Raw genomic sequence first — 14,197 nt, forward strand, 5'->3', positions numbered from 1 at the left:
GACCCTCCTCCTTTAAATAATGGTATTGCTTAACGCGCCTAAGCCTTCAATCTCTGTTATGACCTTATCGCCTACTTTCGTGTCAACAGTTCCTTTCGGCGTCCCCGTTAAGATGACATCGCCCTTATTTAAGGTCATGAATCCGCTTAAATAGGCAATCAGTTGAGGCACACCGAAAATCATATCCTGCGTTGACCCCTCTTGCACACTTTCTCCATTAACATAGGTGCGTATCTGTAATTTCATCGGGTCAGATATATCCTCAGCATCAACAAACCAGGGCCCGAGGGGTGTGCTGTTATCCCGGTTTTTCACCCGCAGGTTTGGCCTGTAATAGTTCTCTAAGTAATCGCGAAAGGCATAATCATTGGCAATCGTATACCCGGAGACGTAATCATAGGCATCTTTTTCTGAAACATGTTTCGCCTGCTTGCCGACTATCACGGCCAGCTCACATTCATAATGCATATGGGTCACATCTTCCGGTCGCTTCGTGTACCCAAGGTGGCCGATGAAGGTGTTCGGCCCTTTCAAGAATACGAGCGGCTCCTCCGGGGCTTTAAAATCAAGCTCACTAGCATGATCAAAATAATTCAAGCCTAAGGCGAAGCATGTTTTCGGTTCGAGAGGCGGAAGCCAGACAACGTCCTCCTCAGCCACATGCTGGCCATTGTCCAATCGAATCGTGTTGTCCTGCTCGTACGTCGCTTTATGAATATCGCCGCCATAAGCGACATGTGCGGTTTTCATACGTGATACCCCCTATCTGCTATTTCGTCACTTTGTTTTTCAAAACCCCGATCGGATCAATTTCAATTTGCACCGTATCTCCGTCTCTAGCGAGGGGCGGATTTTCAGGTACGCCAACCATAAGTACATCGTCTTCATATAACGTCATAAATTCGGTAACATCCTGCAGCAGATCAGGAATGGCCCTGACCAAATTGCTCGTATGGTTATGCTGCATCAATTCTCCGTTCACGTAGACTTTGATGGTCAATTGGCCAAGCTCAGGAATATGATCAAGGCCCATAACCCAGGGTCCGATCGGACAAAATCCATCCCGTGCTTTTTCTTTTACCGCAGGCCGGAAGACGCTCTCATGAGGGATGCTGACATCATTGACAATCGTTAAGCCGGCCACGTAATCCAGTGCCTGATCGGCCTTGACTTGCGTCGCTTTTTTTCCGATTACAATCCCGATACTTGCACCTACCTCTAACTGCTCTTCCTCTTCCGGCATCGGTACGTTCGCCAGATGACCGATCAACGTATTAACTGGCTTCATATACAGGATCGGGGCTTTTGGAGGGGATTGATAAGGCGGTTCATCCAAGTCAGCTCCCATTTGATCCAAGGTGCCTTGATAGTTCAACAGAGTCCCATACACGGCACCCGTTACAGGCGGATTCCACACGTCTTTATTGTGGAGCAATTTTATTTCTTCAACTTCGAAAAAGTCCGCTTGTAAACGGCCGCTTCGATGAGCGCGTACGACTGGCATCTGACTTCACTCCTCATCGGTTGATTTTTCAGACTACTTCAATAATTAAAACGTAACACTCGACTTGATAGATGAAAAATATGTAAAGCATAGCTCAATCATATGAAAATCATATAGGCGACTGAGGCGGCTCGCCGGTTCCCCGCAGGAAAGCGAGTTGTTTTCCCAGCCACCCGAAGCTATTGTGGCTAAGGCACAGCTGTTTCCTTCAAATGCTCCCACATTAACGACGTTGCATCCAATTGGGTATTCACTTTCCCTGTATAAGCTGTTTCCTGCGCCATTGGCCCGCCCGGCCACGTATGACCAGCCTCCTCCATTGAGTAAAAAACAACCGCATCACCTTCTCGCCCGGAAAAGGTCTGCTTAAAACCAGGACCTGCCGCGTCTAATTCTTCCACCCGCTTCTGAAGCGGGGCTGTCAAAGATTGTGCGAAATGCGCAGCTGTCTCTTCTGCTGAAAGCAATTGATCAATCACGTAAGGCGGGTGAAAAACCCCGTCATAAGGTACGACAGGGTCTTTTTCTCCCATAAAAAAGATGAGAGGCATCGGTCTTCGCCAATTTGTTCGTTCAGCACTATCCTTGACTACAGGTCCGGCGACCCCTCCCACTCCAGCGAAGACATCTTGATAGCGCAGCGCTAGCTTCAGCGAAAAGGCCGAACCATTCGAAAAGCCTGTGACAAAAATTCGCTTGTCATCCACATTGATGGTGTCTTTAAAAAAGTCGATCATATCCATGACAAACTGTTCATCATCAATGCCGTGTTGAAAGACTGGATTTTTCGCCCGACCTTCATTCCATTGTTTTGACATGCGTTTTTGGGCATCCAATTGGATTGCCTCTGGAAACACCACAATTATGTTTTCTTCTTCCACTTTGTGATGAAAGCGTGTCATCGCCATGTGTTCCTTGGCACTGCTGCCCGCTCCGTGGAAACAGAAAACGAGGGGCAGGCGCTCCCCCCTCGTCACATCATCCGGGCAGGCGTAATAAAAGGTTCGCTGACCGTCCTTTGTGGCCAATGTCTGTGTGTAGGTCTTCATTGTGATCTCCCCTCAAACTCCCTCAAGTCTGTGCTATTATCTTTCCGAGGATGCTTCTTGCTCCGCCCAACCTTCTTCGTACGAAATCACTTTGCCTTTTTCGAGCGGTGTGAGCGTGAAGCCTGTGTAACCATAGATAATGGCTATGACCGGCGTAATGAAACTGATGAACGTGAACGGAATATACCCGACGCCCACATTCAATGTCGTCATGATGAACGCCCCGGTTACCCCCCATGGAATCAGCGGATGAATAATCGTGCCTGCGTCCTCTAAGGTTCGGGATAAGTTTTTCGGATGAAGATTCGCATGTTCATAACTGTCCTCTAGCATCTGGCCCGGTAAAATAATCGATAAGTATTGCTCCCCAACGGCTATGTTGATCCCAAGACACGAAAGGACCGTCGAGGTTATCACGTTTCCGCGGCTTTTCAGGAAATCACGCATTCCTGAAATGATGGCATGCGCAATGCCGATTTCACGTATGATGCCTCCAAATGATAAGGCGATCAAAATCAACGATACCCCGAAAAGCATGCTGTCTAACCCACCGAGCGACAATAGACTATCAATCGCTTCATCACCCGTATCAGCTGTGTAGCCGAAATGAGCCGTATTCATTATTTCCCCAAATGAAACCCCTGGTACGGTGTAAAAAGTGGTCGCAACTGCTGCGACCAACCCGATGACAAGCGCCGGGATGGAATTCACTTTCCGAAACGCCAAAATGATAATCAGTAACGGCGATATAAGAGCAACTGGCGTCAACATGAACTCATTTTCAAGCGTCGTGATCATTGCGGCCACATTCTCGGTGCTGGCAGCATCTTGATTCGTCATGAAGCCGATGACGCCAAAAATGAGCAACGTAATGATCAGACTCGGAATCGTTGTCCAAAGCATATGTTTGATGTGCACGAAAATATCGACTTTGGCTGTGGCCGCGGTCAGATTGGTCGTGTCTGACAACGGGGAGAGCTTATCCCCGAAAATGGCCCCGCAGACGATCGCTCCAGCTGTCATAGCCGGTGATATTTCCATGCCGTAAGCTACCCCCATAAGGGCGATACCAATCGTACTGATGGCACTCCACGAACTGCCGGTCATAGTGGCCACAATAGCCGTGATTAACACTGTCGAGACGAGGAACAGCGATGGTGAGAGGACATGAAGCCCGTAGTATGTAATCGTTTGAACCGTCCCGTTCAACACCCAGACACCGACCAGGATGCCGATCAGGCTCAAAATTAAAATGGCTGGAACGCCATGCGAGACGCCTCTTGTCACCGCCTTCTCAAGATCCTTCCAGGAGCACCCCAGCTTGAAGCCATACAAAGCCACGACCACAGCGACAAGGACAATTGGAATATGGGGAGCTGCCCCATATACAAGAATGCTGACACCCAAAATAGCAATCACCAAACATAAGACAGCAAGGGACATCGAAAACGAAGGGGTTCTTTTTTCCACGATACGCCTCCTCAAAATTTGATTCAATCAGGAGCCATGCCCCTGATTGATGAGATAAACACTACACCTCTCCTGTTGAGTGCTCTCGTGGTGCCGGTCTCAGCCATTAAACCAACTTCAGCATCATGTGATGAGGCTGCTGAATGTAGCGAATAAAGCTGTTCGCAAAGGCAGCGGCTTGTGCCCCATCAGCCACCCGATGATCAAAGGTAAAGGATAGATTCATCATATCACGAATGACAATCTCCTCATCAATGACAACAGGCGCGCGTTTCGTTTTATGAAATGCCATCAGTCCTGTTTCCGGGTAGTTCAAAATCGGGGTGGCACCTGTGCTGCCGAGCGGGCCAACATTACTGATCGTAAATGTTCCGCCGGATATATCCGAATGAGCTAAGCGGTTTTCTTTCGCTTTCGTGGTCAACTCTTTCATTTCTGTGTGGATCTCGCTGATCGTTTTTTGGTCCACCCGCTTTAAGACTGGCACGATCAGCCCGTCTTCTGTAGCCGTGGCCAGACCGATGTTGACCTCGGTGGCGAGTTCAATTCGCCCTTCTTCCTCGTTCAACCTGGAATTGAAAATGCGGTGCTCCTGCAGCGCCCATTGAATGGCTTTGATGAAGAAAGCGGCCACTGAGATCGATTCCCCATCTTCTTTTAAAGCTTGTTTCATGTGTAAAAGGTCTGACATCATGACTTCATCAAAATGCGTGACATGCGGCGCCGTGAATAGTGATTGCGTCATTTTTTTAGCAATCTGCTTACGTCGTCCCCGAAAGGGAATATATTCGTTGGGTTGTGCCGGCTTTTCCGCTTCCAGTTTGGGCTGTGCTTCTCCGACAGATTCGCTCACAGACTGCGCTTTTGCTTTCATAAACGCGTAAACATCGTCATCCGTAATTCTGCCTGATGGCCCCGTACCCGTCACCTGCTCAATATCCACTCCATTCTCACGAGCGATCCGGCGGGTGTGAGGAGGTGCCTGCACACGTTTCTTAGGATGATCGGCCTTGTGCGGGTTAGTACCAGTCTGCGGTCGATCGTCTCGCGCCGCATTCGGCTGTTGACGTTTGTCTTCATTCAAAACCATCGTCTGCTTATCGTTTTCGTTGGCCGGACGCAAAAAAAGAATGGTCGTGCCCACTTCTACAACATCACCAATCGCAAATTTGATTTCCTCAATCACTCCGTCTGACGGTGCTGTCAGTTCTGCCGTCATTTTGTCCGTTTGAATTTCGACCAGCGGTTCATCATTTTTTACATTCTGGCCAGGTTTGACGTAATAATGGAGAATTTCCGCTTCGTGCATCCCTTCTCCGATATCATGCAATTTCACTTCCATCAGATATCCCCCCTCATGCAGCTTAGTAATGTAAGGCCTCTTCGATAGCCCAGGTTATTTTACGAGCACTTGGCAAATACTCATTCTCTAAGGAATAGACAGGGACAGGTGTATCGAAGCCTGTCACCTTTTGCACCGGTGCTTTCAAATAAAATAACGCTTCATCATTGATGACAGATAGGATGTCACCACTAACGCCGCCTGTTTCCGGAGCTTCATGGACAATGACAACGCGCCCGGTTTTCTCCACTGATGTTTTAATCGTGTCTCGGTCCAGCGGATAAAGCGTGCGAAGGTCGATGACATCACATGTCGCTTGATGCTCTTTTTCCCACTGTTCAACGGCCTTCATGGTATCATTCACCATCGCGCCCCACGTCAGCACCGTAACATCGTCGCCTTCCCGCACGGTTTTGGCCTTACCGAGTTCAATGGTATATTTTTCAGCCGGCACCTCAGTCCGTCCGGTACGATAACAACGCATCGGCTCGATGAACAGAACCGGGTCCGGGTCTTCTATACTGGCAATCAGCAAGCCCTTGGCGTCGTATCCGTTCGATGGCGTTACCACCTTGAGTCCAGGAATATGGGTGAACAATGCTTCAACACTGTCAGAATGAATCTCCGGTGCTTTCACCCCTGCCCCATAAGGCGCTCGGATGACCATCGGTACAGTATAACGCCCAAGCGACCGCTGCCTCATGCGCGTCGCATGCGTCATCAATTGATTGAAAGCAGGGTAAATGAACCCGAAAAATTGCATCTCGGCGATCGGTTTGAACCCGTTTACCGCAAGACCTACCGAGGTCCCGACAATTCCCGATTCCGCTAGCGGTGTATCAATGACACGATCCTCGCCGAACTCGTTCAGCAAGCCTTCCGTGGCCCGAAAGACCCCGCCATTGATCCCCACATCCTGTCCGAGCACAAGGACACTATCATCTTCATCCAACATGGTCCTCATCGCATCAGTAATCGCCTGGATCATCGTCAGTTTTTTTACGTCTGCTGCTACTGTCGTCATGACTTAGCCCCCTCATTTATGTTGGTGTGGTGCTGACGTTGCTTTTCAATCGTCCACGTCGGCTTGGCAAAGACATTGTCGAACAATTGATCCACCTCAGATCTGGGGTGACGATCAACGTCTTTTAGAGCCTGATTAATTTCCTCGGTAATACCAGCTTCCATATCCTCTTTCCAAGCGTCACTCCACCAGCCCTGCTTGCGCATGAACCGCTCGAGTCGCATCAACGGATCCGTAGAGCTGCGCCGCTCTTCGCTCTCACGTTGATCCCGATACTTCGACGGGTCATCTGCTGTTGTATGAGCGCCGTAGCGCCAGGTTACGGCCTCAATCAATGTCGGCCCATCTCCGCGCCTGGCCCGTTCAACCGCTTTTCTCGTTTCATAATAGACAGCAAGAATATCATTACCGTCCACGCGCAGACTTGGGATATCATAGCCGAGTCCTTTTTGTGCGATCGTCTTAGAGTTCATTTGCTTCTCGACTGGAACACTGATGGCATAACCATTATTCTGATTCAAAAAAATGGTCGGCGTTTTGAAAACGCTTGCAAAATTGAGACCTTCGTGAAAATCGCCTTCAGACGTTGCCCCATCCCCGAAATACACAATCGAAACCCGGTCGCTGTTCTTTTTCTTTTCAGCCCAGGCCACACCCGTTGCGTGAAGGAGTTGAGAAGCAATCGGAACCGCAGGCGGAAAGATATTCTTACCTTCAGGCGGCACGCTTCCTTCCAACCTGCCACGCCAATAGAGCAACAAGTTGTGTAAAGACTGGCCATGCGTCATCGTCGCTGCATGATCGCGGTAAGTAGGAAACATCCAATCACCGTCTTCTATAGCCAGGGCACTGCCAACTTGAGCTGCTTCCTGACCTTCATACGGGACATACGTTCCTATACGGCCCTGCCGCTGCAGGTTTACACATTTCTGGTCCATCATACGAGCCCGGCTCATATACTGATAAAACGCTCGACTGACCGCTTCATCGATGTCAATCTCAGGCTGCACAAGCTCCCCTTCTTCGGTAACATATTGCCATATTGGAAATTGCTCTTCCATATTCATCGTCATCCTCCTATCGCGTTTCCTTGCTTGCCGAACGTTTTGTTTGCAAAAATGCGTCCAGTTGGGTGATAAATGCTTCATTTTCTTCCGGCAGACCCATCGTCACCCGAATCATCGTGGGATACCCCATCAAATGGCCAGGTCGAATGATAATGCCTTGATTTAATAGATGTTCATGCACCTCTTCAGCAGGAAAACCCGTATCAACCATAATGAAATTCGTTTGGGTCGGAAAATACGATAGCCCCATTCTGGAAAACGAACGGATGAGATAATCGCGCGCTTCCTGATTTTTTCGGATCGTATCTTCAACAAATCCTTCATCATCCAGCGAAGCGGATGCAGCCGCGGCAGCTAACCGATTCACATTAAAGGGCTCCTTGACCTTCAACAGATGGCCGACAAGGTCAGGATGCATGATGCCATACCCGATGCGTAAAGCAGCGAGCCCGTATATTTTGGAAAACGTGCGTAAAATCACCATATTGGGATGATCATTGAGCATCGGAAGGGTTTCTAAATACGCTTCATCATCGGCATATTCGTAGTATGCTTCATCCATGACGAGCAAAACATGATCAGGGACGCGCTCAATGAATTGGCGCAATGCTTTTTTCTCCACGATGGTCCCTGTGGGATTATTCGGATTGCAGACGAACACGATTTTCGTCTCCGCAGTGATCGCTTCCGCCATTGCTTCTAAATCGTGGGTGCCGTTCACCATATCAACTTCAATCGGCTTTCCACCCTCAATCAGCACATTCGTTTTATACCGGGGAAAGGTTACCCCAGCCATGACCACTTCATCTCCGGCATTAAGGAACGTCCGGGTCAAGAGACGAATGATTTCATCGGAACCGCTGCCAAACAGGAGCTGATCCCGAGATATATCCAGCCTGTTCGCTAATTTGATGGCCAAAGACGGTGATGTTGTTTCTGGATAGCGGGTGATTTCTGCCATTTCATGCTTCATCGCTTCTTCTGCGAGCTTAGAAAAACCAAACGGATTTTCATTGGACGCCATTTTATAGACATGGGTCAGGCCTTTTTCCCGCTTCAGTTCTTCAATCGGCTTTCCTGGTGAGTACATGGAAATGCCTTCTATTTCAGGACGTGGTTGAATCATTTTGACTACCCCCTTCTCGACTGTAAAAAATAGACACTATCTTCAGTTTAGAATTATCCAAATTTTCTCTCAAGAACATCATTTAAAGCAACAACACTTTCACGTGCTAAACCGTTTGGCTGAGAAAAGGAGGATTTGTTAACGGTAAGCCTTATAAAGCGTGGCTTTCTGCTTAATTTGACTGTTTGAAATATCGTTAAATCATATTGTTGTTATACGAAATTTATATACTGTGGCTTAGCTTATATATCCGATTTTGAGAAAAGCCCGTTTCTTGAATATGATATTTAGACTAATGAAGCAAACAGGTAGGAAATAGCGGGGTTCGTTACCTAATAAGGAATAGGTTTGGATTTGAAACAACTCGCTTTCCTGCGGGGGACCGGCGAGCCTTCTCGGTCGTTATCACTCCCTGCGGGGTCTAGCAGTTTCAAATCCAATCCATTCAAAAAGGAAATAAACGAACCCTCAGTATAGTGGAATGCATCTTAACAATGGCTAGAGAATACCAATACAATTTTCACGATTGAGGTAGCCTGAAAATCGCAATACCCTCCAAAAGCGGCGCCGTCTTGATCAGCCACGTATAGAGAGAGTAAGTAAATGAAGTACGAGTAAATACACAGTCTTAAAGACTTAACAACGGTTGTGAAATGATGCTGTTGTTTCTGTCGTCAGTACCACCTTCATGGTATGGGATCCGGAGGTGCTTGTAATGTGGGGAATGAATCAGTATAGCGTATAAAAAAGGGCAGCCGTTTGGGGCTGCCCTTTTTTATTTAGGCTTTTTGTTCAAATGTCTTACAGTCTGTTTCTTCACTATGAGAGGCTTGATTTCCAGTATGGCTGACTACATAAATCGCGTCTGCCGTACACTTATTGCCGTGAGCCCAGTATTTGCAGTTATGAACTTCACATAATACATCCTTAGCCATTTTCAAACACCCCCTCGATTGTTATTGTTCGCAATTTGAAAAGGATTGATACGAGGAGGGCATGGTTACCAACTTTTCTCCTCCAGCGACATCGTGTATCTGAGTGGACTCACCTCTTTGCTTAGACCTACTTCTTGCTTATGCGTTTCACTAAACGAATCATATAGATAATTTTTCCTCCTTTAGTTAGCTTGAGCGAACAATATGACATTTCGACCCTATTGTCTTCCTAACATCAGACATTTTTCAGAATAATTTTTATTTTACCGACATGAATTTTTTTAATACCGGGTATAGATATAGCAAAATAGATAGGAGTTGATACCCGACTTAAGTTTAGACGTCTTCAAGACTACATAGGCCAATTTTAATGCATGCATTCCATTTTAAAAAAGGAGACATCGTAATGGATCAAAACAAGAGCAGATTTAAATTTATGAACAGCATCTTCTGGGTTTCATTCAGCATCATCTTTCTGTTCGCATTATGGGGCGGCATTGCGCCGAAAACACTTGCCTCACAGGCTACCGGCATTTACGATTTTATTGCTGGAACGTTTGGCTGGTTTTACTTAGTATTTGTGCTCTTTATTATTGTTTTTAACTTTTATTTAGCCTTCAGTAAGTATGGCAAAATTCGACTCGGCGGGGATGACGCGAAACCAAAATACCCGCTTTTTACATGGATTGCCATGTTATTCAGTTGTGGTTTCGGTGTCAGCATCGTATTCTGGGGTGTCGCTGAACCGATGACACACTTCGGCTCGCCTCCCCCGTTTGATGCAACTTTGGAAGCCGGAACAGCCGAAACAGCAAGAGTTGCCATGTGGAACGCCTTTTTCAACAACGGGATTCACCAATGGGCTTCCTTTACGTTTGTGGGCTTAGCGCTTTCCTATTTTATCTATCGTCAGGAAGAACGCAGCCTGATCAGTGACACGATGAATTCAGTAATAGGTGATACAGGTAAAAAACCGCTCAGAAACACCATTGATATTATCGCCATTATTGCCACGGTAATGGGCGTGGCGACAACTTTGGGGTTAAGCGTTCTTCAAATCAACAGCGGTCTGGGAAGTGTGTTCAATGTCCCATCCGGAACGCCTACGCAAATCATTATTGTTATTGCCATGTTCCTCTTCTTTATGGTCTCGACGCTTTCAGGGCTTGATCGAGGCATTAAATACTTAAGTAACGCAAACCTTGGAATCGCCTTGTTCCTTATGGTCGCCGTCTTATTCATCGGTCCGACCGGCTTCATTTTAGAAACCATCACGATGGGTGTCGGGGATTATCTTCAAAACTTTTTCCAGGCAAGCCTCAGGATGGATCAATATACTGACAGCACCTGGGTGCAAGACTGGCCGATTTACTACTGGGCTTGGACGATCGCCTGGGCGCCATTCGTTGGGATGTTCGTGGCCCGTATTTCCCGGGGACGTACAGTCCGTGAATTTGTCCTCGGTGTCATGGTCTCGCCTCCGCTAATCGGTATTATTTGGATCGGCATCTTCGGCGGCACCGCCGTTAATCTGGATCTCTTCCAAGGAACGGATATAGCTGGCATCGTAGCGCAGGACGAAACGAAAGCCCTCTTTGCGATGCTCGATCATTTACCGTTAGGCACGATATTATCGGTCCTTTCCATCTGTCTGTTGTTCACGTTCCTGGTCACATCCGCGGACTCGGCAACGTTCGTTCTCGGCATGATGAGTTCGAATGGCGACACGAATCCTTCCATGATTGTCAAAGTCATCTGGGGCACTCTGATTGCGGGACTCGCTACCGTATTGATCATCAGCGCTGGCTTAGAAGGGCTGCAGACAGCATCATTAATTGGGGCACTTCCATTTTCCATCGTTCTCTTTGTCGCCAGCATCTCCTTACTGAAAGCGATTCGGGAAGATTACCGCGAAGCCCGGCGACAAGAGGAAGAAGATCGGCAACGTGAAATTAGAGAACAAATCGAAAACAACAATGACCATTCCATCTAAAAACTTGTATACAAATCGCCCTCTCATTCAAGAGAGGGCGATTTGTTTGCTATGCGGTTATATCATCATGTGGGGCAACTCAGTATTGACGAGGTGCTTTCTTTTCAGATAAGTTCTATTCCGACCGGTGGATCGTCAAAGTATCCTAAATGAGGGTTCTCCCCTTCGCACTGCTCCAGCAATTCTTCCAATGTAAGCTTTTTCTCTTCTTTCTCCATATATACAACTTCCATTCCACTGATATGAATCACCTCAACGAATCATTCATTTACAACCGGCGCAATCACGTCAATCCGATTCGTCCAGATTCCGCCATCAAAATCTGGTGGCAGCCGATCAAGATCCTCCATCGTATCAAAGCCTTCTGACCAGCCACCATCGCCTGCGACTACAATCACACGTGTCCCTGCCTTTTCCAAACGATTGATGAAAACATCCGGCCATCCCCACATCCACTTCGCATAGGCTTCAGGCAAATGAATTTGAGTGTCTTCACATGCAGAGGGCACATGGCCAGTCCAGCCCACAGCTATGTGTGGAAGCAAGCAGCTTTTTAGCGTCGCTTTCGACATGACACGCAGTTCAGGCATGGCGTCTTGTAAGCTTCGTATCGGTTGATCGCCTCCATAAACGGCTAATTGTTCTAGCCGATCTTCTGGAAATGATGAAAGAAATTCTGCCAGCTGCTCACCTTCGGCAGGGTCATCACTCTTAATATGAATTAAAAACGATTCTTCCGGAAAAGCCGTGAACACTTCTTCTAGTGAAGGCATCATACCCTCTCCTTTACCGCGAAACGGGTGACTTCCCCCACCATCAGCTGTGTAGCCATAACCGACATCCAGGTTCTTCAGTTCTTCCATGGTATGAGCCCTGACTTCACCTGTTCCATCTGTCCGACAATCCAGCGTCCAATCATGGAACACGGCAAACTGGCCATCCTTCGTCCGTTGAATATCAAATTCGACGATGTCAGCTCCCGCTTCGAAAGCTGCCTCCATTGAAGGGATGGTGTTTTCCAGGTAAGGGTGGTCCGGCTCATAAATTCGTTCTGCTGTACACGTCTCCCCGGTTATCCCTTCCATTGGAAACGTCTGATGCATGCCACGATGAGCTAAGAGAAGCGGCTCCCCATCGCTTGCTTCTGTAAACAACGAACTGTTATTCAGGTACATAAAAGCAGCCATCACCGTCAAACCGATGACGGCGAACTTCACGATTTTTTTCAAGCGTTTCATCAGGTCACCGGCTTCTTCATTATTTTCGTTCGGTGGAAAGCCAGGCTGCGAGTGCAATCATGACGCCTCCTGTTACACGATCCAATTGTCGTTTGACTTTCCCACTCAAGCCAATTGTCCGCAGCTTCCCGCCAATCAAAGCATAAACCGATGCACACACGAATTCAATCGCAATATAGGTCGCGCCAACAAGTAATATTTGCGCTCCGATTTCGCCGCCTTTCACGTCGATAAATTGAGGAAGAAAAACCGTAAACAGCAATAATGCCTTCGGGTTCGCAGCGGCCACGAACAATTCTTGTTTAGCAAACACCCAGGCACTCGACGTTTCAACCTGTTCGTTAGACGCAGCTCCATCATGTTCATACTGATGGCGGCTCGATACAATCGTTTTAATACCTAACCAGCCTAAATAAATAACGCCGGCCCATTTCAGGATATTAAAGACGACTGTGGAAGCTTGCAAGATCGCACTTAATCCAAACGCCACTGCAATGATCATCAGGGTAAAGGCTGTAAATCGTCCTGTCACTGCTATGATGGCCACTTTCGTCCCTTTTCTCATGCCATTCCTTAAGGATAAAATTTGATTCGCTCCCGGAACCGCAGCCATGAGGAAAGAAGCCGGTATCAAAGCTGACCAATGCACGCCCGTAATCAGATCTGCAGGCGTCAGGTGGACCGTTTCTAAGACGAAAACGGCTGAAGCAAACAAAACGAGAAACACTCCTGATATTAAATACGTTGTTTTGATACGATCCCTCCTTTTGGCATCTGACCTTATCATAACGCATTATCTTCTCGATTCAAGCCGCACGTTTATGAACGAAAAAGTACATGCTTAATGGCCACCAAAGTACGCCAAAAATCGGATAGACCGCCCAAATCGCATCAGGCGAAAATACCGCATTCACAAGAATGAAAAACACGCCTAATAACAAGGTAGCGTGAAGCGAAAATCTAAAATAGGTGCGTCGTTGAGTGTGGTACACGGCAAGCGGCCACCATAACACCGCAAACGCCGGAAACATCGCCCAAGGATGTTGCGGCGAAAGGAACATATTCAAGCTGACGTAATAGATTATGGTGCTCAAACTCATGATAATGGCTAACCCTAAAGAAGATACACGCTTCCTTAACCCGACCAAAATAGGCGCAGCCGCCAGCGGGAAAACAGCGTATAAAAACCAGGGATAATCCGGGGTGTCCCGGTAGTTTTCAAAAATCAGAAACGCTATAAGCAACAGACTGGCCCATAAAGTAAACAGCGTATACCGCTTCTTATTAATGCTGTAAACCCCGATCGGGAATAGTAGCAGGGCAATCGCAGGGTAAATCGACCACATATGGGTCGTACTCGTCAACACATTGACCGTGATTAAAAATACAATCGTCATCACGCTTCCTGCTGCAACAAAACTGAAGTCAGTTCTTTTCATGTCATGCCTC

Annotated in this window: 14 protein-coding genes; 1 reads left to right on the forward strand and 13 read right to left on the reverse strand. The window is 47.5% G+C overall.

All coding sequences use genetic code 11. The features are described 5' to 3' along the window. Window positions 1-12 precede the first annotated feature (12 nt). The 9 genes from HOP45_RS05245 to HOP45_RS05285 form a co-directional block, all read right to left on the reverse strand. Window positions 13-750 (reverse strand): fumarylacetoacetate hydrolase family protein, encoded by a 738-nt coding sequence (locus tag HOP45_RS05245; protein WP_181347873.1) that lies wholly within the window; start codon window positions 748-750, stop codon window positions 13-15. Window positions 751-769: 19 nt separating this feature from the next. Then, the gene (locus tag HOP45_RS05250) at window positions 770-1,504 is read right to left on the reverse strand and encodes a fumarylacetoacetate hydrolase family protein (RefSeq protein WP_181347874.1); all 735 of its coding nucleotides are present in this window, start codon (window positions 1,502-1,504) and stop codon (window positions 770-772) included. A 188-nt stretch (window positions 1,505-1,692) separates the two neighbouring features. Next, complete coding sequence (locus tag HOP45_RS05255; RefSeq protein ID WP_181347875.1) at window positions 1,693-2,553, reverse strand: CE1 family esterase; 861 nt, start codon at window positions 2,551-2,553, stop codon at window positions 1,693-1,695. A gap of 36 nt (window positions 2,554-2,589) precedes the next feature. Then, on the reverse strand, window positions 2,590-4,023 hold the full coding sequence (nhaC, locus tag HOP45_RS05260) for a Na+/H+ antiporter NhaC (protein WP_181347876.1): 1,434 nt from the start codon (window positions 4,021-4,023) through the stop codon (window positions 2,590-2,592). Between the two features lie 106 nt (window positions 4,024-4,129). Further along, on the reverse strand, window positions 4,130-5,365 hold the full coding sequence (locus tag HOP45_RS05265) for a dihydrolipoamide acetyltransferase family protein (protein WP_181347877.1): 1,236 nt from the start codon (window positions 5,363-5,365) through the stop codon (window positions 4,130-4,132). 22 nt (window positions 5,366-5,387) lie between these two features. Beyond that, window positions 5,388-6,389, reverse strand: a complete 1,002-nt coding sequence (locus HOP45_RS05270; RefSeq protein WP_181347878.1) for an alpha-ketoacid dehydrogenase subunit beta — start codon at window positions 6,387-6,389, stop codon at window positions 5,388-5,390. Next, the gene (gene pdhA, locus HOP45_RS05275; protein WP_181348160.1) at window positions 6,386-7,450 is read right to left on the reverse strand and encodes a pyruvate dehydrogenase (acetyl-transferring) E1 component subunit alpha; all 1,065 of its coding nucleotides are present in this window, start codon (window positions 7,448-7,450) and stop codon (window positions 6,386-6,388) included. Before pdhA ends, HOP45_RS05270 begins: the two co-directional genes overlap by 4 nt. 16 nt (window positions 7,451-7,466) lie before the next feature. Next, complete coding sequence (hisC, locus tag HOP45_RS05280) at window positions 7,467-8,582, reverse strand: histidinol-phosphate transaminase (protein WP_181347879.1); 1,116 nt, start codon at window positions 8,580-8,582, stop codon at window positions 7,467-7,469. Between the two features lie 779 nt (window positions 8,583-9,361). Then, window positions 9,362-9,517, reverse strand: coding sequence for a DUF1540 domain-containing protein (locus tag HOP45_RS05285; protein WP_181347880.1), 156 nt, complete (start codon window positions 9,515-9,517; stop codon window positions 9,362-9,364). A gap of 406 nt (window positions 9,518-9,923) precedes the next feature. On the opposite strand from HOP45_RS05285, the gene HOP45_RS05290 reads away from it, so the two are divergent. Next, a complete protein-coding gene (locus tag HOP45_RS05290; protein ID WP_181347881.1) occupies window positions 9,924-11,510 on the forward strand; it encodes a BCCT family transporter in 1,587 nt (528 codons plus the stop codon). A 104-nt stretch (window positions 11,511-11,614) separates the two neighbouring features. On the opposite strand, the gene HOP45_RS20650 is transcribed toward HOP45_RS05290, so the two are convergent. Genes HOP45_RS20650 through HOP45_RS05305 form a run of 4 tightly spaced genes read right to left on the reverse strand, consistent with a single transcriptional unit; the run spans window position 11,615 to window position 14,187 of the window. Continuing rightward, window positions 11,615-11,743: a hypothetical protein gene (locus HOP45_RS20650; RefSeq protein WP_255437498.1), complete on the reverse strand. Its 129-nt coding sequence runs from the start codon at window positions 11,741-11,743 to the stop codon at window positions 11,615-11,617. Between the two features lie 27 nt (window positions 11,744-11,770). Further along, window positions 11,771-12,748: a glycerophosphodiester phosphodiesterase family protein gene (locus HOP45_RS05295; protein WP_181348161.1), complete on the reverse strand. Its 978-nt coding sequence runs from the start codon at window positions 12,746-12,748 to the stop codon at window positions 11,771-11,773. A 19-nt stretch (window positions 12,749-12,767) separates the two neighbouring features. Then, entirely contained in the window at window positions 12,768-13,535 is a 768-nt protein-coding gene (locus tag HOP45_RS05300) for a LysE family translocator (protein WP_219914493.1), read from the reverse strand. 19 nt (window positions 13,536-13,554) lie between these two features. Continuing rightward, window positions 13,555-14,187 carry a hypothetical protein gene (locus HOP45_RS05305; RefSeq protein WP_181347882.1) on the reverse strand — a complete coding sequence of 211 codons (633 nt, stop codon included), beginning with the start codon at window positions 14,185-14,187 and terminating at the stop codon, window positions 13,555-13,557. Window positions 14,188-14,197 lie beyond the last annotated feature (10 nt).

The organism is Thalassobacillus sp. CUG 92003, assembly GCF_013618635.1.
In the GTDB taxonomy this organism is placed as follows: Bacteria; Bacillota; Bacilli; order Bacillales; family Halobacillaceae; genus CUG-92003.

Bases quoted from the DNA above. Each gene is read 5' to 3' on its own strand.
- HOP45_RS05245 (WP_181347873.1), bottom strand. From the start codon at position 750: ATGAAAACCGCACATGTCGCTTATGGCGGCGATATTCATAAAGCGACG.
- HOP45_RS05250 (WP_181347874.1), bottom strand. From the start codon at position 1,504: ATGCCAGTCGTACGCGCTCATCGAAGCGGCCGTTTACAAGCGGACTTT.
- HOP45_RS05255 (WP_181347875.1), bottom strand. From the start codon at position 2,553: ATGAAGACCTACACACAGACATTGGCCACAAAGGACGGTCAGCGAACC.
- HOP45_RS05265 (WP_181347877.1), bottom strand. From the start codon at position 5,365: ATGGAAGTGAAATTGCATGATATCGGAGAAGGGATGCACGAAGCGGAA.
- HOP45_RS05270 (WP_181347878.1), bottom strand. From the start codon at position 6,389: ATGACGACAGTAGCAGCAGACGTAAAAAAACTGACGATGATCCAGGCG.
- pdhA (WP_181348160.1), bottom strand. From the start codon at position 7,450: ATGGAAGAGCAATTTCCAATATGGCAATATGTTACCGAAGAAGGGGAG.
- hisC (WP_181347879.1), bottom strand. From the start codon at position 8,582: ATGATTCAACCACGTCCTGAAATAGAAGGCATTTCCATGTACTCACCA.
- HOP45_RS05285 (WP_181347880.1), bottom strand. From the start codon at position 9,517: ATGGCTAAGGATGTATTATGTGAAGTTCATAACTGCAAATACTGGGCT.
- HOP45_RS05290 (WP_181347881.1), top strand. From the start codon at position 9,924: ATGGATCAAAACAAGAGCAGATTTAAATTTATGAACAGCATCTTCTGG.
- HOP45_RS20650 (WP_255437498.1), bottom strand. From the start codon at position 11,743: ATGGAAGTTGTATATATGGAGAAAGAAGAGAAAAAGCTTACATTGGAA.
- HOP45_RS05295 (WP_181348161.1), bottom strand. From the start codon at position 12,748: ATGAAACGCTTGAAAAAAATCGTGAAGTTCGCCGTCATCGGTTTGACG.
- HOP45_RS05300 (WP_219914493.1), bottom strand. From the start codon at position 13,535: ATGATAAGGTCAGATGCCAAAAGGAGGGATCGTATCAAAACAACGTAT.
- HOP45_RS05305 (WP_181347882.1), bottom strand. From the start codon at position 14,187: ATGAAAAGAACTGACTTCAGTTTTGTTGCAGCAGGAAGCGTGATGACG.